Genomic DNA, 22,042 nt, shown 5'->3' with positions numbered 1-22,042 from the left:
TCGTCCGTCAGGAGGCCAGCTCCCTGACCCGGAGGGCCTCCTGCGGGCTCAGCCTGGCGTCGGCCTCGGCGAGGGCGCGGCGCGAGTCCATCGGCCGGTAGGCCGTGCGGGACAGGCCGCTCCAGGCGAAGCCGCCGCTGCCCGCGCCGGACGCGGCGGTGCACGCGCGGCGGACGCGCTCCTCGGCGCGGGCCGACCACGTCAGGCCCGCCCACCCGTACAGGCGGCGAAACTCCGTCAGCGGGTCGCGGGCCAGGTCCTCGTAGCGGGCCAGGGTTATCTGAGGATGCCGCTCGGCCAGGTCGGCGGCGGTGATCCCGGCCGCCCGCCACAGGGCCACCGCCTTGGCGATGCGGTCCTGGGAGCCGACCAGCGGGCGCAGCGCCTCCAGGTGGGGTTGGTCGCGCATCAGCAGTGGCTGTTCGAGTAGCTCGTGGAAGTAGACGGTCCAGCCGAGCCGCTGCCAGCTACCGACGAAAGCCACCGGGTCGCGGAGCAGGATGATCACCCGGCAGCCGAGCCGGTCGGCGAACCATCCGGCGGAGAACAGCGCGAACGGGTCGTCAAGCAGCGCCCGGCGGCCGCCCAGCCGCCCCAGCGTGAACGCGGTGCCGTACCGGACCATCCGTGCCAGGTCGTACGGCGAGCGGTTGCGGCGCAGTTCGGCCCGGAACCCGTAGCGCAGCGCGACGGTGCGGGTGAAGGCGGGCAGCCAGAGCCGCTCGTTGCCGGTGCAGATGTACTGGAAGCGGTGGCCGACCACGGAGTCGAGGACGCCCGGGGAGCCGCCAGGCGGGTGCTCGGGGTTGAGCGGTTCGTTGACGTAGACCAGTTCCCGGCTCGCCGTGAGCATCCTGCCCGTCCAGCTCGTCCCGGTCCTGGGCAGTCCGGTGACCAGTACGGGGGGTGCGGTGCCCATCAGGATGCCCGCCACGGGCTCAGGGCGGCCAGGCTGTGCGCGCCGAAGGGCCGCAGGCCGTACCGGCGGTGGATATGCCAGAGCGGCAGCAGGTTCTTGACCACCGTGCCCCCCGCCCAGCCGAGGGCGGCGCCGAGCGAGCCCAGGGAGGGGATCAGCAGCAGGTCAAGCAGCACGGTCGTGGCGACGGCGGCGGCCAGGTTGGCCAGGCTGGCGCCGGTGTGCCCGGCGGCGGTCAGCACCACGTCGGCCATCCCGCACGCGGTGGCGAGCGTCATCGTCGCGGCCAGCACGATCGCCACCGGTGCCCCGGAGGCGTAGCCGTCCCCGAAGACGGCTCCGAGCAGCCACGGAGCGAGCGCCGCGTACCCGAGCCAGACCGGCCAGGTCAGCAGGGCCAGCCAGACGGTGGCCGACTGGTACAGCTCCCGGGCACGTGGCAGGTCGCCTTCGGCCAGGGCCCGCACCAGCCTCGGTTGGGTGGCCTGCGCCAGGCCCTGGCCGGCCAGCTGTCCCACGACCTTGAAACGGGTGGCGGCGGTGTAGACGGCGGCCTCGGCCGGCCCGGCCAGCAACGCCACGACCACGATGTCCAGCCGCTGGAACACCGCCTGGATCCCGGCCGCCAGCGATCGGGGCCAGGTGTGGCGCCACAGGTCGTGCGCGGTGCCCGGCAGGTAGGGCGTCCGAGGCAGCCGCCGGTGCAACCAGGCCGAGGCCAGCAGCAGCACCGGCAGGTACGGCAGTGCCCAGGCCGCGGCGAGCAGCGGCACCGAATCGCGGCCCGCGAGCACCACGGTCCCGACCAGGGCGAGCTGGGCCAGCGGCTGGAGCACGCCGTCCAGCAGCACGGTCGGCCGCATCGAGCCGAACCCCCGGGTCGCGCTCACCATGACGCCCGAGCACGTCACCGCGGGCAGGGCCATCGCCAGCACCCGCAGCACGGGGTCGGAGGTACTGAGGATGACCGCACAGGCGGCCGCCAGCGAGAGTGACGCGACCGGGACGAGCGCCGCGCGGACGTAGCCGGAGGTGCAGCGGTAGTCGAAAGGACGGGACCTGGCGATGAAGTGGACGAGCCCGTTCCCCGCGTCCAGCCGCAGGACCGTGGCGACCGCCAGGCACAGGGCGGTCGCCGAGAAGAAGACACCCGCCGTCTCCTGGCCCACCCCCCTGGTGACCAGTACGACGGTCAGGAACTGAGCGGCGGCCCCGGCACCCGCGCCCAGCAGCCCCGCCACCCCGCTCCGCGCGGCCCCGGTCAGACCCGCCAGACGGGTGGGGCTCAGCGGCGCCACGACGGCTCCCCGCCCAGCCACGAGGTCAGCAGGGTGTCCTGCTCCTCGAAGCGGCCGGCCAGCTCGCGGCGGAGCCTGCGGGGCATCGGAGCGGGTCTGGTCCTGGCGTTGTGCCGTTCGAACACCGGATCACCGAGGTGCGGCAGCCCGAGGAAGGCCAGCACGCGGTCGTAGACGAGCTCCGGTTCGGCGAAGAACCGGCCGCTGTCGATGACGAGCAGGCGATCCCTGCCGACCAGTGGCTCCAGCCGGGCGAGCTGCTCGGCGTAGCGGCCCCTGGCCAGGTAGGCGTGGTGGCGGTGGGCCAGGTTCGTCGAGTGCGGCGAGTCGCGCAGGGCCTGCGCCGCTCCGGTCAGGCGGTCCTCCTCCAGCTCCACGGCCCTGGCGAAGGACGGCTCCGTCTCGAACCCCCTGGCCAGTTCGTGGGCGTGCGCGGAGAAGGCCCGCTCGACGGGGTCGCGGACCAGCACGATCAGCCTGGTACCCGGCAGGTCGCGGGCGATACGGGGGCCGGCCAGGGGATGGAACAGGTAGTAGGGCGACGACTCGAAGGACTGGGGCCGGCAACCGTACCTGCGTGCCAGCACGGAGGCCGACATCCGCAGCGGAAAGTGCGCCCGGTACCAGGACAGGCCCCGGTCGTACGCCATGTCGAAGTAGTGCACGCCCTTGCGCAGCACCGGTTTGAGGACGAGCGGGTGCTGGGACAGGGCGCGGTACAGGGAGGTGGTGCCGCAGCGCTGCGCCCCGATGATGAGGAAGGAGGGCAGCACCCGGCTCCCCGAGGTGAGGCGTCCCATGCCCCACGTGGCCGCGTGGAGTGAGCGCTTCAGCACGGGTCTCATGGGAGGGTCCCCTGGTGGTCGGCGTGGTCGATCCGGGCGCCCCCCGTGGCCACCTGGAGCGAACGGCTCAGCGCGGGTTTCACAGCAGGCTCTCCTGGGAGTCGACGACGGGGTTGAGCCAGAGTTCCGGTGGGCCGAGGGGCGCGTGGCCGTCGGCCGTGTGCCGGTCGGCGAGCGCGATCAGGTAGCGGATGGCGGTCAGCCGGGATTCGGAGGCCGACAGCCCGAACGGGGCCAGGACCCGCAGGGCCCGCGCCACACAGGCCCTGGCGGCGGTGGCCGGATCGTCGCGGCGCAGGGCCCGTTGGAAGAAGTGGTGGACGGCGTCGAAGCCGAGCGGTACTCCGGTGCCGAACCGCTCCCAGTCCCAGACCAGCAACCGCCCGTCGGGGCCCCGCGAGATGTTCCAGGGCGTCAGGTCACCGTGCCAGGCGAACCCCCGCCCGGAGATCGGCACTGTCCCGGCAGCCTGAGTGGAGACTGCGAGGGCACGATCTGCCGGGACCGGGACCGGCTCCACGGGGATGCGGGCGATCTCGGTGATCGCGTCGGTGAGGACGCCGCAGGGGATCCGTCCCCGCCGTACCGGGAGCGGGGTCAGCGCCAGCACGGACAGGCCGCGCCAGGATCCGTGGTGCAGCACGGCGGGCGGGACGACCGTCTTCAGCGGCACGCCGGCGAGCAGGTCGAGCGTCCGTGCCTCGTGTGCGACGAGCTCCCTGGTCAGGTCGGTGTCGCCGACCTTCACGAAGGCGATCGGCCCGTCGGGGCCGCGCGCCTCCAGGATCGGCTTGCGGTTGGCGCGCAGGGCGGGGCGCACGCGCAGTGTGACGCGGACGGGGGTGTCGAACACCTCGCTCAGGTGGTTCTCGATGCCGTCCTGCCCAGACGGCACGATGAGCCTCCCGCCGGGGTGCCACCAGGCGCGGGGGACCAGCCTGCGGGGGAGCAGCCGGTGGGGGAGCAGGGTGTAGGGTCTCGGGGCGCCGGGACCGGGGAACAGCAGGTCGATGGTCTCGTCGAGGTAGCGCAGACGGGCGCGCGCGTCGTTCATGCGGCGGTGCTCTCCATCGAGTTCCTCCAGAGCAGCGCGAAGGAGATCAGATACAGGCTGAGCGGTGTGAACAGCCCGTCGTAGACGAACATGTAGAGCAGGGTGAGGATCATCACGAGCACCCCCGCCATGCCGATCGGGCTCCGGTCGCGCCAGTGGCGGCGGACGGCCCCGGCGAAGAACGCCACGTAGAGCACGGCCCCGGTGAAGCCCTGCGTGATCATCAGGTACCAGAGCTGGCCGTCGCTCCCCAGCGGCGGGTGGCCGCAGGTGGGACACCAGCCGCTCCTGCCGGTGGTGATCGTCCGGTGGTTGCCCATGGCGTTTCTGGTGTTGCCGTAGCCGATGAGCGGTGAGGTGCCCGCGGCGGCGACGGTCGCCGACACGGTGAAGGCGCGGATGTCGTTGCTGTGCGGGCTGTCCAGCCGCTGGGCCACCATCGCCTGCAGCGGGCTGAGGGCGAACACCAGCGCCCCCGCGGCCAGAGCCGAGCAGGCCGCGATGCGGGCCCGCGTGCCCAGGCGCACCAGGACGTACGCGGCGGCGACGCCGAGCCCGATCCACAGGCCGCGGTTGAGCGAGTAGACGACGGGGATCGCGGCCAGCGCGGTCAGCGGGATCATGGCCAGGCGCCTGCACGGGCCGCCGTACACCCACCAGCCGATCACGAACCAGACGAGCAGCACCGAGATGTTGCCGCCCCAGGCGTTGGCCCACTCGAAAGGCGCCTCCGGGCGGGGGGAGGCGTGGCCGAGGACCTTCTGCACCTGGGCGGCGGTGGGATGGATCAGGTTGTGGACGAAGGGGTTTCCGCTGATCCAGCCGGGGAGGATCAGCTCGACCGGTGAGGTGAACTCGGCGCGCGGGGCGAACACGCCCAGCAGGCCGCCCGCCACGGTTGTGACGAACAGTGCGCCGAGCATGCGCACCAGGGTGAGCTGGGGCAGCTCCTCCTCCGTCAGGTTGCCGAGGTAGAGCACCATGATCGTCAGTGACAGGTAGAGGCAGAGGCGCATCAGGTAGCCGACGAGCCGCCCGGCGCCGAACTCGCCGTAGGTGCCCGGCGGCATCTCGCCGAGCATCAGCGCGCTGATCAGATAGCCCGCCAGGAGCAGCAGCCAGAGCCCGAACCCGCGCGGCGCCCTGATCGGCCGCCTCCGCAGCAGGATCAGGGCCATCGCCGGGGCCACCACGACCACCGACAGGCCACCGAAACCGAGCGCCCACCAGAGTGGATATCCCACCAGGAGCGCGGCGATCGGCCAGGCGGCCGGACGCAGCCTCCTCACAGCCGATGTCCCCTCCGCCCGGCCGTGGCCTGCCGCCCGGATGGAACGTTCCCGAACGCCCCGGGCACGCCCCCGGCGTCCGGGGAGTCCGGTGCGGCCCGGTCACCGCCCGCCAGGCCCGCGAGGGGCCGTTCGGCTCTCCTGGGGCGCGCAGCGCCGGGCTGTGCCGCGGACGAGATGTGCGGGGTCCGCGCGGGGCCGGACGGGAGATCGGCTGGGGCGGCGTCACCGCCGCCGACGAAGGCGCCGATCACGCGGACTCCGCGGTCGTTCAGGGTCCGTACGGCATCCCTCACCTCGCGAGAGGAGGTGCCCGGCACGGCGACCACGAGCACCGCGCCCGCCAGGCCGCGGATCTCCTCGCCGCCGAGGGCGTCCAGACCGGTCAGACGCCTGATGTCGGCGGTGGTCCGCAGGGCGGTGTCGAGGCGGTCACGGAGCCAGGCGACCCCGACCCCGCAGAGCAGTCCCGCCATGAGGCCGCCGCCCAGGTAGAGGGGCGGGCGGGGAGCGCTGGGGGCGGTGGGTGCCACCGCCTTGCTGATCACCGATCCGGGAGTGACGGCGATGGTCTTGAGGGCGTCGTACCTGGCGGTGAGGGTTTGGGCCTGGCGGCCGAGGATGTCCTGCCGCTGGAGGGCGAGGGCTCGCTCCGTGGTGCCCCTGCTCAGCAGGGGAAGCGTGGTGGCGACCTTGGCGAGGCCCGCGTTGACCTGCCTCAGCTTGACCAGCACGGCCTTGAGCTGGGCCGTGAGCATCTGGGTGGACGACTCCCGGCGCTGGGCCAGGTAGGCGAGGGCGTAGGCGCTCGCGCCCGAGGCGGCCGTCTTCGGGTCGGCGGCGGTGCAGGAGATCTCCAGGACCGAGGTGTTGGGCGGCACGGAGACCACGGCGGGACAGCCGGGAGCGCCGGACAGCTCGCGGGCCTTCGCCGCGACCACCGCGGACCGGGCGACCTGGGCCTCGGTGTCGAGATTGAGGGGTTCGCGCTGGCGGTTGGTGACCTGGTTGGTCTGTTCCGGCGAACCGGTGGCGGTCACCAGGACCTGAGCGGAGGCGGTGTAGGAGGGCGGGGTGAGCCGTAGCAGGGCGGCGCCGCCACCGGCTCCGGTGAGGAGCAGGGAACAGATGATCAGCCATCGGCGGCGGAGGAGCGACGCGTAGTCCGCCAGGTCTCCACCTGCGCGGCGGCCGGGGGCGTCCGGTGACGGGCTCATGTTTCGCGTGTGCCTCTCCGGCGAACAGGCGCTGGGAACCCTAGGAACTATAGGTCGGCTGCCCATTCCCCCGAACCAATACACAAGATTTTCTTCGCGTCGATCCCGCTAATCACGGTGAGATAACAGCTATTTATCCGACATTTCCCGTCGGTTGCTCCGAGGCTTCGGCATGGACCGGTAAAGTCGGGGACGAGGCACGTCCAGGCGGTGGGAAGGTGTTTCCCGGTGATGGTCGAAGAATGCGTGTGCGCGACGGCTGTGAGGAACCGGTGCATCGGACAAATGCCACTATGGACATAATTCCGCGTATGGTAAGAATTGCCGGTTCGGCTGTCGTCCTGGCGCTGGGACTGGGCACTCTCGGACTGGGCATAGCGGGGCTGAGCGGGCGCGGCCAGACCTCCAGCGCCTCGAAGACCTCCGACGCCGCGGGTGCCCGGCAGGCGCCGGACATGCCGGGCGCGCCGGGCACCTCACCGGGCACCTCGCCGGGAGCGGAGAGTCCCGGTGCGTCCCGGGAGCCTCGGACGCCCGCGCGGGTACCGGGCCCGACGGGCGAGCGGCCACGGGCCGCCTGCGAGGTCACCGGAAGGCTCGTCCCCTCCTGTGGCGCCTGGTGGGGCGTCGCGCCGGAGATCTTCACCGGGAGGCGTCCCGAGCGGGCACTGGCCGGAGCCGAGCGGCGGATGGGCCGCCCGGCCGACATCATGCACGTCTACCACCGGGGGGACGAGCTCTTCCCGACCCCCGCGGAGCGCGCCATCGCCCGCGATCCCGACGGCCGCAGGCTCCTGCTGATCAACTGGAAGCCCTCCCTGGACCACACCTGGGAGCAGATCGCGCACGGGGCGCTGGACGAGCGGATCGACCGGCTGGCCGCCCACATCGTGAGGACCTTCCCGGAGAAGTTCTTCCTCACGGTCCACCACGAGCCGGAGAACGACGTCAGGGAGGCCCGCGGCGCGGGAATGTCCGCGGCCGACTACGCGGCGATGTTCCGGCACGTGGTGCGGCGCCTGCGGCACGGGGGCGTGACCAACGCCGTCACCGTGATGACCTACATGGGGGCGCCCAACTGGGCGTCGGAGCCCTGGTTCGAGAGGCTCTACCCCGGTGACGACGTGGTCGACTGGGTGGGGATGGACCCCTACGTCGACCACCGGGTCCACAGCTTCGACGGGCTGGTCAACAAGACCCGGCCCGATTTCCCCCGGTGGCCGGGGTTCTACCGCTGGATGAGTGAGCGCTTCCCGGGAAAGCCCGTCATGCTCGCCGAGTGGGGCGTCTTCGAGCGCCACGACCGGCCCGGGTTCAAGGAGTGGTTCTTCGCCTCGGTACGCGAGGAGATCCGCGACTATCCGCGGATCAAAGCCCTGGTCTACTTCGACTCGCCACGCGCCCCCCGGGGCGACACCCGCTTCGACACCACCCCCGGCGGCCGGCGGAGCTTCGCCGAACTCGCCCGCGACCCGCACCTCGACGCCACCGTCCCCGCGGACTGATCCTGACGTCGGCGCGGGCCACGGGACCGGGATCCGTCAGCGGATCCAGCCGCCCTGGATCAGCGGGTCGAGCACCTGGTGCACGGCCCGGTCCACGCTGATGCCCGTGGTGTCGATCTCCAGATCGGCGTCGTCCGGCTCCTCGTACGGATCGGAGATGCCGGTGAACTCGGGAATGAGCCCCGCGCGGGCCTTGGCGTAGAGCCCCTTGCGGTCGCGGCGCTCGCACTCCGCCAGCGGGGTGGAGACGTGGACCAGCAGGAAGTCGGCGCCGACGGCCTCGACCATCGCGCGCACCTCCTCGCGGGTGGCGGCGTAGGGCGCTATGGGTGCGCAGATCGCCAGGCCGCCGTGCCTGGCGACCTCGGCGGCGACGAAGCCGATGCGGCGGATGTTGAGGTCGCGGTCCTCCTTGGAGAAGGTCAGACCCGCCGACAGCAGGTGGCGCACCACGTCGCCGTCGAGGTAGGTCACCGTGCGGCTGCCACGCTCAAGCAGCGCGTCGCGCAGCCCCCGGGCGACGGTCGACTTGCCGGAGCCCGACAGGCCGGTGAAGAAGATCACCAGCCCCCGCCGGTGCGGGGGCCCGGGGATCGTCACGGGGTCCGGACCCGCCAGGTGCTCGGTCGCGCCGTAGGCCTCGGCCACGCGCTCGCGCAGTTCCAGATCGATGGCGGGTTCCCTGGGCGCCAGCGGCACCACCGCCACGAGCGTGCTCTCCGGCAGCCCGTCACGGGCCTTGAGCGCGGCACGGACCACCGCGGGCCCACCCTCGCCGTACGCCAGCGGGAGAAGCAGGATCGACGCCTTCAGCTCCTGCGCGGTCGCCACGATCTCGCCGAGGTCGCTCAGCGGCCCGCGCATGGTGACGGCCAGGACCGCCTCCTGCTCGCCCACCTCCTTGCGGACCCGCGCCGGGGTGTGGCGGAGCCGGGCGAACGGCCCGTGCTCGGGGGCGTCCAGGGCCTCCACGGGGCCGGCGACGAAGCCGTCCTCACGCCCGGTGACGGTCAGCACGGCCAGTGCCGCACCCTCGGGGTCGCGCAGGGTGATCCGGTCGCCGGGGGCGGCGGGGTGGTCGTCGGGCAGCGTGAGGGTGACCGGCGCGGGCCAGGGCGTGCCGTCGGCAAGCGTGCCGTGCTCGTCCACGGAGTGCGCGTCGGCCGAGCTCAGAAAGCCCGTCAGCGGGCTGAGGGCGCCGGAGAGCAGCAGTTCGAGGTCGGCCAGCTCGCGGGCGTCGGGGGTCCACTCGAAAGGCGCCGTCATCTGCTCCCGCTCCACAATCCCGATCGTCGGACTTTCCGGTCCCGCCTGCTCAGGATGGGCGCCCCGTCCGGTGACCCCGGCTCCACCGCTCCGGCGGATCTCAGATCAGCCGGGCGAAATGGCTCTGGGGCTTGCGGATCACCATGGTTATCTCGTCGTGAGACGCGGGCCGGCGGCCCCTGGAGAGGACCTCCACCACCGAGCAGGCGGCGCGGGCAAGCTTACCGAGAGGTCCGTTGAGCGCGGGCCCGCTGCCGGCGGAGATGTCCTCGGTCACCATCAGCCCGCGCACCAGGCAGAAGGAGTGCATCCCCTCGCGCGAGGCGATCTGCTCGTAGACGGCGGGCAGCGGGCCCACCGTTCCCGAGGGGACGAACCTGCGCCACAGCATCCGCCGCAGTCTCGACGGCGCCAGCCGGTCGCAGGCCCCGTACGCCGAGGCCCGGTCGCGCATTCTGACCAGCAGCAACCCGCCGGGGCGCAGGCCGGTGAGCAGCCGGTCGAGCACCAGTTCGGAGTGTTCGATCCGCTCAAGCAGGAACGGCACGTAGACGATGTCGAACGCCCGTGGCGGCACCGGCACGGAGCGCAGGTCGCCCAGCGCCCACGAGTCCAGGTCCTTGCGGGCGGACGTGCTCGTACGCAACGCGGGCAGATCCTCGTCGATCCCGATGACCCTGGCCTCCGCCTGCGCCAGGTCGAGCGGTTCCGGCCATCCGCACCCGGCGATCAGGACATCGAGCCGCCGACCGAGCTGGCTGGTCCACTGCTCCCTGACCCGCTGACTCAACAGGTCGTCTCGATCGACGACCGATCTCACCTCTGACATGTAACCAAGAGTAATCAACCCAGCACGATTCATCGCGCATTTACCGCTGTTACATGGCGGTGTATATGGCGACGCTGCGCGTCGCGGTTCGGGCCTGCCCATGGCGACGCTGGCGCATCGCGGTTCGGCCGCTCTTGTCCGGCTCCTTCCCTCGTCGAGAGGGGTCGCTCGTTCCTCGCGAGTTGCCGGCGACGCTGGCGCGTCGCGGTGAGGCCGCTCTTGTCCGGCTCCTTCCCTCGTCGACCGGGGCCGCTCGTTCCTCGCGACCCCGCTCTCCTCAGTCCAGTCCCCGGCGCGGCCTCACGGTCCCGCTCTCCTCAGTCCAGTCGCCGGCGCGGCCTCACGAGTCAATGGCGACGCTGCGCGTCGCGGTGAGGCCGCTCTTGTCCGGCTCCTTCCCTCGTCGAGAGGGGTCGCTCGTTCCTCGCGACCCCGCTCTCCTCAGTCCAGTCGCCGGCGCGGCCTCACGGGTCGCGGGCGGTCTCGCGTGCCCGAAGGCCGGAGCACCGGTCCGCAATTCGGTAGCCTTGACCAGGTACCCCCCGTGTCCGTACGGCTCGGGGCTGTCGTGTTGCCGTCGTGGGGCTGTGGGCGAATCTGATGAGTCTTTCCGGACTTCTTGACCTTGTCGCCGGGGAGCCTGAGCTGGCTTCCCTTCTTCGGGATGTGCGCGGGGGCGACTCGTCCGACGTGTCGCTGGTCGCGCCGCCTGCGCTCCGTCCCTTCGCGGTGGCCGCGCTGGCCAGGGAGGGCGCGGAGAAGGCGGCCAGGACCGTCCTCGCGGTGACCGCGACCGGCCGCGAGGCCGAGGATCTCGCCTCGGCCCTGACCAGCCTCCTGGACGAGAGCACCGTCGCGGTCTTCCCCGCCTGGGAGACGCTCCCGCACGAGCGCCTGTCGCCGCGCAGCGACACCGTGGGCCAGCGCCTGGCGGTGCTGCGCAGGCTGGCCCACCCGGTCGAGGGCGATCTCTCGGCCGGCCCGCTGCATGTGGTGGTCGCGCCGATCAGGGCGCTGCTCCAGCCGATCGTGCGCGGCCTGGGCGACCTGCGACCGGTGCGGCTGCGCGCCGGGGACGACGCCGATCTCGACAGCGTCGTCCACAGCCTGGTGGAGAACGGCTATCACCGGGTCGACATGGTGGAGAAGCGCGGGGAGGTCGCCGTCAGGGGCGGGCTGCTCGACGTCTTCCCGCCGACCCAGGAGCACCCGCTCCGGCTGGAGTTCTGGGGCGACACCGTCGAGGAGATCCGCTGGTTCAAGGTCGCCGACCAGCGCTCGCTGGAGGTGGCCGAGGACGGGCTGTTCGCCGCCCCCTGCCGGGAGTTGCTGCTGACCGCCGAGGTCAGGGAGAGGGCGAGGGAACTCGCCGAGACGCACCCCTCGCTGGCCGAGATCCTGGAGCAGCTGGCCGAGGGCGTGCCGATGGAGGGCATGGAGGCGTTCGCGCCGGTGCTCGCCGGGGAGATGGACCTGCTCGTCGACCACCTGGGGGAACGAGCGGCGATCTTCGTGTGCGACCCGGAGCGCATTCGCGGGCGCGCGGACGAGCTGGTGCGGACCAGCCAGGAGTTCCTGGAGGCGTCCTGGATCAACGCGGCGTCCGGCGGCGAGGCGCCGATCGACCTGGGTGGGGCGGCGTTCCGCACCCTGGAGGAGATCCGCGACCACGCGCGGCGGCTCGGCCAGCCCTGGTGGTCGCTCGCGCCGTTCGGTGTCGAAGGCGAGGGTGACGGTGCTCAGGGCGGTGGGCCGGACGGCGGGCTGGTGCTGAGGGCGCGCGAGGCGGAGGCCTATCGGGGCGACACCCAGCGGGCGCTGTCGGACATCAAGGGCTGGCTCGACTCCGAGCGGGTGGTCGTCCTGCTGAGCGAGGGCCACGGCCCCGCCGAGCGCATGGTCGAGCTGCTCAAGGGCGTCGACCTGCCCGCGCGCCTGGAGCCGGGCCTTGAGCGGATCCCCGACTCCAAGGTCGTCCACGTCACCACCGGCCTGATCGAGCACGGGTTCGTCACCCCGTCACTGGCCGTGCTGACCCACCTCGACCTGGTCGGCCAGAAGGCGTCGACCAAGGACATGCGGCGGCTGCCGTCCCGGCGCCGCAACATGGTCGATCCGCTCCAGCTCAAGGTCGGCGACAACGTCGTGCACGAGCAGCACGGCGTGGGCCGCTACGTCGAGATGGTGCAGCGCACCGTACAGGGCGCCACCCGTGAGTACCTGGTGATCGAGTACGCCAGGGGCGACCGGCTCTATGTGCCGACCGACCAGCTCGGCGAGGTCACCCGCTACGTCGGCGGCGAGTCGCCCACGCTCAACCGGATGGGCGGCGCCGACTGGGCCAAGGCCAAGACCAAGGCCAAGAAGGCGGTCAAGGAGATCGCCGGAGAGCTGATCCGCCTGTACTCCGCCCGGATGGCCTCGCCGGGACACGCCTTCGCGCCCGACAGCCCGTGGCAGCGTGAGATGGAGGACGCCTTCCCCTATGCCGAGACCGGTGACCAGCTTGAGGCCATCGACGAGGTCAAGCGCGACATGGAGCGCCCGATCCCGATGGACCGGCTGGTCTGCGGCGACGTGGGTTACGGCAAGACCGAGATCGCGGTGCGGGCGGCGTTCAAGGCGGTGCAGGACGGCAAGCAGGTGGCGGTCCTGGTGCCGACCACGCTGCTGGTGCAGCAGCACATGTCGACCTTCGCCGAGCGGTTCTCCGGATTCCCGCTCAATGTCAGGCCGATGTCGCGGTTCCAGAGCGACGGTGAGGTCTCCGCGACCCTGGAAGGTCTGCGCGAGGGCTCGGTCGACGTGGTGATCGGCACGCACCGGCTGTTCTCGTCCGAGGTCAGGTTCAAGCAGCTCGGCCTGATCATCATCGACGAGGAGCAGCGGTTCGGCGTCGAGCACAAGGAGGCCATGAAGCACATGCGCACCCAGGTCGACGTGCTGGCCATGTCCGCGACCCCGATCCCCCGCACGCTGGAGATGGGGCTCACCGGCATCAGGGAGATGTCCACGATCCTCACCCCGCCCGAGGAGCGGCACCCGATCCTCACCTTCGTCGGCCCGTACGACGAGAAGCAGATCGGTGCCGCGGTCCGGCGCGAGCTGATGCGCGACGGCCAGGTCTTCTTCGTCCACAACCGGGTGGCCAGCATCAACAAGGTCGCGGCCATGCTGCGCGAGCTCGTGCCCGAGGCCAGGGTCGCCGTCGCGCACGGCCAGATGCAGGAGCACCAGCTAGAAAAGATCATGGTGGGCTTCTGGGAGCGCGACTTCGACGTGCTCGTCTGCACCACGATCGTCGAGTCGGGCCTGGACGTGCCCAACGCCAACACCCTGATCGTCGACCGGGCCGACAACTACGGACTCTCCCAGCTCCACCAGCTGCGCGGCCGGGTCGGCCGGGGCCGCGAGCGCGGCTATGCCTACTTCCTGTACCCGCCGGAGAAGCCGCTCACCGAGACCGCCCACGAGCGCCTGGCCACCATCTCCCAGCACACCGAGATGGGCGCGGGCATGTACGTGGCGATGAAGGACCTGGAGATCCGCGGCGCGGGCAACATCCTGGGTGCCGAGCAGTCGGGTTTCATCGCGGGCGTCGGCTTCGACCTGTACGTGCGGATGATGGCCGAGGCGGTGCAGGAGCAGAAGGCCAAGCTGGCCGGCACCTACCAGGAGGACGAGCGGCCCGACGTCAAGGTCGAGTTGCCGATCAACGCCCACATCCCGCACGACTACGTCACCTCCGAGCGACTGCGGCTGGAGGCGTACAAGCGGATCGCCGCGATCGGTTCCGACTCCGACATCGGCACGGTGCGCGACGAGCTCGTCGACCGGTACGGACGGCCGCCCCAGCAGGTGGAGAACCTGCTCGAGGTCGCCCGCTTCCGGATTCGCGCCCGCCGTGCCGGGCTCACCGACGTCACCCTGCAGGGCCAGAACATCAAGTTCGCGCCGGTGGAGCTGAAGGACTCCCAGCAGGTCAGGCTCCAGAGGCTGTACCCGAAGGCACTGCTGAAGCAGGCGGCCGGTACGTTGCTGGTGCCCGTACCCAAGACCAGGCCCCTCGGGGGCCAGCCGCTGCGCGATCTGGACCTGCTCAAGTGGTGCGGGGATCTCGTCGAGGCGATGTTCCTCGAAACCGCGCGGGTAGAGTAAGCACGTTTGTCGTGAAGGGAACGCATGTGAAGTCGACCCGAGTGCGCGTCATCCTGGCGGTCGCCGCCGCCGGTGTCGCGCTGACCGCCTGCTCTCCGAACCAGATCGGCGCCGCCGCCGTCGTGGGTGGAGAGCGCATCAGTTCCAGCGAGCTGAGCAAGAACGTCCGCGAGTACGAGGAGGCACTGGCCAAGGCGGGCGTCTCCGCCTCGCAACTGCAGTTCCAGGACAGTGTCCCGCAGCTCGTGCTCTTCCAGCTGGCCAATGCCAAGCAGTACGCGAAGGTCGCGGAGAGCAAGGGCATCACGGTCACCGACGGTGAGATCGACCAGGTGATCGCGGGCCAGGGCGGCCAGGAGAAGTTCGAGCAGCAGATGCTCCAGCAGGCGGTGGCCCCCTCGCACGCCCGCGAGTTCATGAGGTCGCAGGTGCTGATCAGCAAGCTCGTCGCCAAGTACGGCGGCGGCACCGACGAGGCGGCCATCCAGCGCGGCCAGCAGCAGGCGATCAAGGACCTGCAGGCCATGCCGATCACCTGGAACCCGCGCTACGGTCAGCTCAACCAGCAGCGGAGCCAGGAGCAGCCGAGTGTCTTCGTCGACGCCGGCCGTTTCGGTGCCGCCGGGGCCCCCGCCGCCCCTGCCGCCGAGCAGCCCGAGACCCCGCAGCAGTAGCCTCCGGGCATGTCGCTGATCATCGTCACCACCTCGCCCCGGGTCGCCCCGGGGCTGCTCAGCCATCGCGCCTGGCAGGTTCTCGCCGAGGGGCCGGTCCGCACCGGGGCTGCGGACCATCCGCACCTGCCCTACCTGGCGGAGGCCGGGATCGACGTCGAGGTGGTCGCCTGCGACCCCGCCGCGCTGGTCCGCGAGGCGGTGGCGGCGACGGTCGTGTGGCTGGAGGCCGACGAGGCGCTGATGCGCTCCATCGGCCACGCCGCCGTGGCGCGGCAGGACCCGCCGGTGATCGAGGTCGTCCCTGGCTCGTACGACCTGCCGGGCGCGCGGCTGCTCGACCTGGTCTCGGTGATGGACCGGCTGCGGGTCGAATGCCCGTGGGACGCCCGGCAGACCCACGAGTCCCTGGCCCCGTACCTCATCGAGGAGGCCTACGAGGTGCTGGAGACCATCGAGGAGGGCGACCACGCGGCACTGCGCGAGGAGTTGGGCGACCTGCTCCTCCAGGTGGCCTTCCACGCGCGGGTCGCCCGCGAGCGGCTGGACGGGTTCGACATCGACGACGTGGCCGACGGGATCGTCGCCAAGCTCGTCCGCCGCCACCCGCACGTCTTCGCCGACACCCGGGTGGAGGGTGCGGGCGAGGTCAGTGCCAACTGGGAGACCATCAAGGCGGCCGAGCGCGCGGCCAAGAGCGGCGGCGATCCGGGCTCGGCGGTCGACGGCGTCCCGATGGGCCAGCCCGCGCTCTCCCTCGCCGCGCAGCTGCTGCGCCGCGCCGAGCGCACCGGAGCCCCAACGGACCTCCCCGAGGGGGTGCCCGCCGACGGCCTGGGAGCGAAACTCTTCGAGCTCGTACGGCAGGGGCACGCGGCCGGTCTCGACCCCGAGGCCGAGTTGCGCGCCGTCGCCCGCGCCTACCGGCGAGCCATTGGCGACGCCGGCGCGGGTTGATTGCGACGCTGTGTTGATTGCGACGCTGCGCGTCGCGGTGAGGCCGCTCTTATCCGGCTCCTTCCCTCGTCGTTCATCCGCTTCGCTCCTTCACTCCTCAGTCCAGTCGCCGGCGTGTCCTCACGGGTAGTCCCTCAAGGGGGGAAGCACGGGGCGCGTCCTCGGGGCCTCACATGAAAATTGCGCGAACATTGTTCGGAGGCGTCCCGGTCGCCGTGTCGGCAAGTAGATCTCGGTACGCTGCTGAGGCAAACTGTCCTGCGACTTTAGGAGCGTTTCGTGGCTTCCATCGAGGGCGTTACCGCCCGAGAGATTCTTGACTCCCGGGGTAACCCGACGGTCGAGGTCGACATCCTCCTGGACGACGGCAGCCAGGGGCGTGCCGCGGTTCCCAGTGGCGCGTCCACCGGCCAGTTCGAGGCCGTCGAGCTCCGTGACGGCGACGAGCGCTACGGCGGCAAGGGCGTGGAGAAGGCGGTCCTCGGTGTGACCGACGAGATCGCCGACGAGATCCTCGGGTTCGACGCCACCGAGCAGCGCAGCGTCGACCAGATCATGATCGACCTGGACGCCACGCCCAACAAGGCGCGGCTGGGCGCCAACGCGATCCTGGGCGTCTCGCTCGCCGTGGCCAAGGCCGCCGCGGACAGCGCCGAGCTGCCGCTCTTCCGCTACCTGGGCGGGCCGAACGCGCACCTGCTGCCGGTGCCGATGATGAACATCCTGAACGGCGGCGCGCACGCCGACACCAACGTCGACATCCAGGAATTCATGATCGCCCCGATCGGGGCGGAGACGTTCCGCGAGGCCGTGCGGATGGGCACCGAGGTCTACCACGCCCTCAAGGCGGTGCTGAAGGAGAAGGGCTACGCCACCGGCCTCGGCGACGAGGGCGGTTTCGCTCCGAACCTGCCCTCCAACCGTGACGCGCTCGACCTGATCCTGGTCGCCATCGAGAAGGCCGGGTACGTGCCCGGCGAGGACGTCGCGCTGGCCCTCGACGTGGCCGCCTCCGAGTTCCACACGGGCGGCGTCTACACCATCGACGGCAAGGGCCTGTCCGCCACCGAGCTGATCGCCTTCTACGAGGACCTGGTCGCGAACTACCCGCTGGTCTCCATCGAGGACCCGCTGGACGAGAGCGACTGGGAGGGCTGGAACGCCATCACCCGCGCCCTCGGCGACAAGGTCCAGCTGGTCGGCGACGACCTGTTCGTGACCAACCCCGAGCGCCTGGCCCGCGGCATCGCCGAGGGCACCGCCAACGCGCTGCTGGTCAAGGTCAACCAGATCGGTACCCTGACCGAGACCCTCGACGCGGTGGATCTGGCCCACCGCAGCGGTTACCGCTGCATGATGAGCCACCGCTCCGGCGAGACCGAGGACACCACGATCGCCGACCTCGCCGTGGCCACCAACTGCGGCCAGATCAAGACCGGCGCCCCGGCCCGCTCCGACCGGGTGGCCAAGTACAACCAGTTGCTCCGCATCGAGGAGCTTCTGGACGACGCGGCCCGTTACGCGGGTCGGGCGGCCTTCCCGCGTTTCCGGCGGTAGTTTCTTCTGGCGGCTCGCACCCGTTCCGAGCACGGGCCGTACCTCGGGAACGCCGGACCGCGGTCCGGCGTTCCCGAGATACGGAGATCGGCAACCGCCGGTGTCGGAGCCGCTGTGCGGGGCACGGTGGACGGGGCACGGTGGACGGGGCCGCGAGAACGTGGGGACGAGGAGGGGCGCATGGCGACACGGCCGCAGTTGACGGGACGGGCCGCGGTCCTCGCGATCGTGGTGTGCGCGATCGCCATGAGCCTCGCCTACCCCATCAGGGAGTACGTCGCCCAGCGCCGCCAGATCGCCCAGCTGGAGCAGGAGAAGGCCAGGGAGATCGCCGCGATCAAAGCCCTGGACGACCGCCACAAGCAGCTCCTGGACCCCGGTTTCATCAAGCGGCAGGGCAGGGAGCGGCTCTTCTACTGCGACCCCGGGCAGAAGTGCTACGTCGTCATGGGCGAGTCGCCCGCGCCGGGCAGGAACACGGCCGGTGAGCGGAAGGCGGTCGCCAAACCACCGTGGTACGAGACGCTGTGGGACTCGGTCAAGGCCGCCGACAGCGGCACCGGGCAGAAGGCGGCCAGGGCCGCCGGGTGACGCCGATACCCTGGTTGTCATCTTCTTGGGGGTGTCACGAATGGTTGATGACCGCGACGTGGCGGCGGTGGAGCGACAGCTCGGCCGGGCGCCGCGAGGACTGCGCGGGGTGGCGCACCGCTGCCCGTGCGGGCTGCCCGACGTCGTCGAGACCGCACCGAGACTGCCCGACGGATCGCCCTTCCCGACCCTGTTCTACCTCACGTGTCCCAGGGCCGCCTCGGCCATCGGCACGCTGGAGACCTCGGGGATGATGCGGGAGATGCAGGCCAGGCTCGCCGCCGATCCGGAGCTGGCCGAGGCGTATCGGGCCGCCCACGAGGACTACGTGGCGCGCCGTGACGCCGCGGCCGCCACGGACGGCCTGGAGCCGCTGCCCCGCGACATGCAGAGCACCGGGGGCATGCCCACCCGGGTCAAATGCCTGCACGCCCTGGTCGGGCACGAGCTCGCGGTGCCGGGGAGCAACCCCTTCGGCCGTGAGGCCCTCGACGCGCTCGGCGAGTGGTGGGCCGCCGGGCCGTGTGTGGACGTCGAAGACGTAGAGGAGAGCAAGTGATCCGCGTCGCCGCGATCGACTGCGGTACCAACTCCGTCCGCCTGCTCATCGCCGAGGTCGGCAGGGACAGGCTGATCGACGTCGAGCGCCGAATGGAGATCGTCCGGCTGGGGCAGGGGGTCGACGAGACCGGCAGGCTGGCGACGGACGCCCTGGAGCGTACGTTCACCGCCATGCGCGGCTATGCCGAGCTCATCGACCGGCACGCGGCCACCTCGGTCCGCGTGGTCGCCACCAGCGCGACGAGGGACGCCGCCAACCGGCAGGACTTCGTGGACGGCGTACGCGAGATCTTCGGCGTCGAGCCCGAAGTGATCACGGGCGTCGAGGAGGCGGAGCTGTCGTTCGTCGGGGCCACCCGCGAGCTGGTGCGGTTCTCGCCCGAGACGGGACTGCCCGCACCCGAAGGCACTCGCCCCCCGTACCTCGTGGTCGACATCGGCGGCGGCTCGACCGAGTTCGTGCTCGGCTCGACGCATGTGGAGGCCGCGTTCTCCGTCGATATCGGGTGTGTCCGGCTGACCGAGCGCCACCTGCGCGGCGCGGGTGACCCGCCGTCGGCGAAGGCGGTCGAGGCGGTGACCGCCGACATCGACGACGCGCTCGACCAGGTGGCGGCCGAGGTGCCGGTGGAACGGGCGTTGACGCTGGTCGGGCTTGCCGGTTCCGTCACCACGGTCGCCGGAATAGCGCTCGGGCTATCTGAATATGATTCGCAGAAAATTCATCACTCGCGAATTACCGCAGGTCAGGTGCATGACATCGCCGGCAGGTTGCTTGGAATGACCGCCTGGCAGCGGGCGACGATTCCCGTCATGCACCCCGGCAGGGTCGACGTGATCGGGGCGGGCGCGCTCATCCTCGACCGGATAGTGACCCGTTACGGTTTCGGCGATGTGGTCGCCAGCGAGCGCGACATCCTCGACGGCATCGCGTGGTCCGTAGCCACATCATAACAAGACCTAGACAATTCACCTGTTTAGGGAGTATTGAGGAAAGCTTCCCGTTTATGGTTAGGTAAAGAAGCTTTAGTGGGACTTTGCCGTGGGCCCGGCACAGCTTGTTGTCGGGGCGGCAACCGTCTCCAGGGCAAATCTTGCTTCCCAACGAACGGAGCATCCCCTCATGAAGTCCGGACTAGCAAGAAAGCTAGCCGCAGCAGGAGCCAGCGCGGCCATGCTGGCAACCATGGCAGTAGGCATGCTGGCCACGCCCGCAGCGGCGGCCAGTGGGTCGGGTCAGACGGTCGCGGCCGTCGCCAAGCCGAAGCCCGCGGTGTGGGCGGGCACTCCCAAGGCGTCTCCCTCGAAGTACGAGGGTGAGTGCCCGGTCAAGGTGACCTTCTCCTCGAAGATCAAGGTGAAGGCCGTCAAGGCCAAGACCACCGTCGCCTACCGGTGGTTGCGCGGAGACGGATCCAAGGGCAAGGTCCAGACCTTCACCTTCCGCGGCAAGGGCGTCAAGAGCTTCACCGTCAAGGAGAAGGCGACCTTCAAGGGCGATGTCAAGGGCTGGCAGGCCATCCAGCTCCTGGCTCCGCGTGCCGCCACCTCCGCGAAGGGCCGTTTCTCGGTCTCCTGTGGCGCCGGTGAGGACGACCACGAGGTCGTCAGGCCCGGTGTCGGTGCGCAGGTGTGGGTCGACGAGGGTAACTGCGAGGCTACCCTGATCGGTCGGATCAACACCTCCGGCTCCCGCTGGGTGCGTTACCAGTGGGTCGTCAACGGCCGCGTCGTCGACCGTGACGCCGTTCACGTCAACGGCTCGCGCAAGGTCTACCACGTGATCAAGCCCCGTGACGACTTCAGGGGCTGGGCCGAGCTGGAGATCATCGACCCGGTCGAGACCTCGTCCAACCGCGCCTACTTCAAGATCTGGTGCAAGGACACGTCGCCGAAGGTCTCCGCCTACGTCAGCGCCCCGACCGACTACGCCGGCGCCTGCCCGGTGGCCCGCACGTTCACCGGCACGATCAGCGTCTCGCACGTCCGTGGCGCCGTGAAGTACCGCTGGATCCGCGACGGTGTCGCGGGTGACTGGCAGAGCGTCTACTTCAGCGGTCACGGCGCGCAGAGCCAGAGTGTGACCGACACCTGGACCGCCTCGGCGTCCGGCTACGCCAAGCGTGCGATCGAGATCTACGGTGGCCCGACCAGTGGCATCGCGGTGGGCAAGGTCTTCTGCAAGCCCACCTCCACCCCGACCCCCACTCCGACCCCGACCCCGACCCCCACTCCGACCCCCACCGCGACTCTTCCCGCCTGATGGCCTGACAGTCGCGACAGCGTGCCCGGCGGCTGACGCCGGGACGTGTCCGGAGTGAAACAGGCGGTGTCCGCACCCAGCGGGCGCCGCCTGTCGCCTTTCCACTCCGATCGCCCCGCCTCCCCGGCGGGCCTGCGGGAGGCGAGGGCCCGGTGGGCTCCGCGGTCTCCCGCATCGGGCACCATCGGATTCATGACCTGTGTTCCTCCCGGATCCGGCTGGCCCGGTGATCCCGCCCAGCCCGACACCCCCGTCGCCCACGACCCCGCCGAGGTGCGCGAGCTCGCGGAGAAGAGCGGCAGCCTCGCTGAGCTCACGGCCGCCCAGTCGGTCTGCAGGGCCTGTCCGCGCCTGGTGGAGTGGCGCGAGGAGGTGGCGACGGTCAAGAGGCGGGCGTTCGCCGAGGAGACCTACTGGGGCCGGCCCGTCGCCGGATGGGGCGCGGAGCGGCCCAAGATCCTGATCGTCGGACTGGCCCCGGCGGCGCACGGCGGCAACAGGACCGGGAGGATCTTCACCGGCGACCGCAGTGGTGACTGGCTGTTCGCCTCGCTGTACCGGACAGGGCTGGCCGTACAGGAGACCAGCCTGCACGCGGGCGACGGGCAGCGGCTCGTCGGCGCGCGGATGGTGGCGGCGGTCCGGTGCGCTCCGCCCGCGAACAGGCCCGAGCCGGCCGAGCGGGCCACCTGCTTCCCCTGGCTGGCCCGTGAGGTCGCCCTGGTCTCGGCGGACGTACGGGTGGTCGTCGCGCTGGGAGGCTTCGCCTGGCAGGCGATCTGGCCCGCGCTGAAGGACGCCGGATACGCCCTGCCCCGGCCGAGACCGCCCTTCGGGCACGGCGCCGAAGTGGAGATCACATCCCCCGGGGGAAATCCCGCGTACCTTCTCGGCTGCTACCACCCCAGCCAGCAGAACACCTTCACCGGCCGGGTGACCGCACCGATGCTCGATGAGCTCTTCACCAGGGCGAACGTGCTCCGCAACTTGTGAACTCAATCACAATCAGAAGATCGATAGAAATTTTCGCGAGAAGAGAGGGCGTTTCTAGCTATCGGC

18 protein-coding genes are annotated in these 22,042 nt (G+C 71.0%); 10 read left to right on the top strand and 8 right to left on the bottom strand.

Features of this window, described 5'->3' with window-relative positions; translation table 11 throughout:
* Nucleotides 1-7: 7 nt before the first annotated feature.
* From ACQP0P_RS42370 to ACQP0P_RS42345, 6 genes are all read right to left on the bottom strand, one after another.
* Nucleotides 8-934, bottom strand: a complete 927-nt coding sequence (locus ACQP0P_RS42370; protein ID WP_433367228.1) for a sulfotransferase — start codon at nucleotides 932-934, stop codon at nucleotides 8-10.
* A complete protein-coding gene (locus ACQP0P_RS42365; protein ID WP_433367226.1) occupies nucleotides 919-2,217 on the bottom strand; it encodes a lipopolysaccharide biosynthesis protein in 1,299 nt (432 codons plus the stop codon). Before ACQP0P_RS42365 ends, ACQP0P_RS42370 begins: the two co-directional genes overlap by 16 nt.
* Nucleotides 2,205-3,062 (bottom strand): sulfotransferase, encoded by an 858-nt coding sequence (locus tag ACQP0P_RS42360; RefSeq protein ID WP_433367223.1) that lies wholly within the window; start codon nucleotides 3,060-3,062, stop codon nucleotides 2,205-2,207. The genes ACQP0P_RS42365 and ACQP0P_RS42360 overlap by 13 nt, the downstream gene beginning before the upstream one ends.
* Before the next feature lie 79 nt (nucleotides 3,063-3,141).
* A complete protein-coding gene (locus ACQP0P_RS42355; protein ID WP_433367220.1) occupies nucleotides 3,142-4,116 on the bottom strand; it encodes a hypothetical protein in 975 nt (324 codons plus the stop codon).
* A complete protein-coding gene (locus tag ACQP0P_RS42350; protein WP_433367217.1) occupies nucleotides 4,113-5,405 on the bottom strand; it encodes a hypothetical protein in 1,293 nt (430 codons plus the stop codon). Before ACQP0P_RS42350 ends, ACQP0P_RS42355 begins: the two co-directional genes overlap by 4 nt.
* Nucleotides 5,402-6,622, bottom strand: a complete 1,221-nt coding sequence (locus ACQP0P_RS42345) for a YveK family protein (RefSeq protein WP_433367214.1) — start codon at nucleotides 6,620-6,622, stop codon at nucleotides 5,402-5,404. Before ACQP0P_RS42345 ends, ACQP0P_RS42350 begins: the two co-directional genes overlap by 4 nt.
* A 311-nt stretch (nucleotides 6,623-6,933) precedes the next feature.
* On the opposite strand from ACQP0P_RS42345, the gene ACQP0P_RS42340 reads away from it, so the two are divergent.
* Nucleotides 6,934-8,127, top strand: a complete 1,194-nt coding sequence (locus tag ACQP0P_RS42340; protein ID WP_433367211.1) for a glycoside hydrolase family 26 protein — start codon at nucleotides 6,934-6,936, stop codon at nucleotides 8,125-8,127.
* Between the two features lie 36 nt (nucleotides 8,128-8,163).
* On the opposite strand, the gene cysC is transcribed toward ACQP0P_RS42340, so the two are convergent.
* Together cysC and ACQP0P_RS42330 are read right to left on the bottom strand one after the other, a co-directional pair.
* Nucleotides 8,164-9,393, bottom strand: coding sequence for an adenylyl-sulfate kinase (gene cysC, locus ACQP0P_RS42335; RefSeq protein ID WP_433367208.1), 1,230 nt, complete (start codon nucleotides 9,391-9,393; stop codon nucleotides 8,164-8,166).
* Between the two features lie 100 nt (nucleotides 9,394-9,493).
* Nucleotides 9,494-10,222, bottom strand: coding sequence for a class I SAM-dependent methyltransferase (locus ACQP0P_RS42330; RefSeq protein ID WP_433367205.1), 729 nt, complete (start codon nucleotides 10,220-10,222; stop codon nucleotides 9,494-9,496).
* A 600-nt stretch (nucleotides 10,223-10,822) separates the two neighbouring features.
* Here ACQP0P_RS42330 and mfd point away from each other — a divergent pair.
* From mfd to ACQP0P_RS42285, 9 genes are all read left to right on the top strand, one after another.
* Complete coding sequence (gene mfd / locus ACQP0P_RS42325; RefSeq protein WP_433367202.1) at nucleotides 10,823-14,380, top strand: transcription-repair coupling factor; 3,558 nt, start codon at nucleotides 10,823-10,825, stop codon at nucleotides 14,378-14,380.
* Nucleotides 14,381-14,406: 26 nt separating this feature from the next.
* Nucleotides 14,407-15,054, top strand: a complete 648-nt coding sequence (locus tag ACQP0P_RS42320) for a SurA N-terminal domain-containing protein (RefSeq protein WP_433367199.1) — start codon at nucleotides 14,407-14,409, stop codon at nucleotides 15,052-15,054.
* 9 nt (nucleotides 15,055-15,063) lie between these two features.
* Nucleotides 15,064-16,011, top strand: coding sequence for a MazG family protein (locus ACQP0P_RS42315; RefSeq protein WP_433367196.1), 948 nt, complete (start codon nucleotides 15,064-15,066; stop codon nucleotides 16,009-16,011).
* 279 nt (nucleotides 16,012-16,290) lie between these two features.
* A complete protein-coding gene (gene eno / locus ACQP0P_RS42310; protein ID WP_433367193.1) occupies nucleotides 16,291-17,568 on the top strand; it encodes a phosphopyruvate hydratase in 1,278 nt (425 codons plus the stop codon).
* A gap of 180 nt (nucleotides 17,569-17,748) precedes the next feature.
* A complete protein-coding gene (locus ACQP0P_RS42305) occupies nucleotides 17,749-18,159 on the top strand; it encodes an FtsB family cell division protein (RefSeq protein ID WP_433367190.1) in 411 nt (136 codons plus the stop codon).
* A gap of 40 nt (nucleotides 18,160-18,199) precedes the next feature.
* On the top strand, nucleotides 18,200-18,718 hold the full coding sequence (locus ACQP0P_RS42300; protein ID WP_433367187.1) for a DUF501 domain-containing protein: 519 nt from the start codon (nucleotides 18,200-18,202) through the stop codon (nucleotides 18,716-18,718).
* A complete protein-coding gene (locus tag ACQP0P_RS42295; RefSeq protein WP_433367184.1) occupies nucleotides 18,715-19,674 on the top strand; it encodes an exopolyphosphatase in 960 nt (319 codons plus the stop codon). Before ACQP0P_RS42300 ends, ACQP0P_RS42295 begins: the two co-directional genes overlap by 4 nt.
* Nucleotides 19,675-19,906: 232 nt before the next feature.
* Nucleotides 19,907-20,983 (top strand): hypothetical protein, encoded by a 1,077-nt coding sequence (locus ACQP0P_RS42290; protein ID WP_433367181.1) that lies wholly within the window; start codon nucleotides 19,907-19,909, stop codon nucleotides 20,981-20,983.
* 192 nt (nucleotides 20,984-21,175) lie between these two features.
* Entirely contained in the window at nucleotides 21,176-21,976 is an 801-nt protein-coding gene (locus ACQP0P_RS42285) for a uracil-DNA glycosylase (protein WP_433367178.1), read from the top strand.
* Nucleotides 21,977-22,042 lie beyond the last annotated feature (66 nt).

Source organism: Streptosporangium sp. CA-115845 (genome assembly GCF_050943795.1).
GTDB lineage: Bacteria > Actinomycetota > Actinomycetes > Streptosporangiales > Streptosporangiaceae > Streptosporangium.
This window is presented reverse-complemented; position numbering and strand designations above follow the sequence as displayed.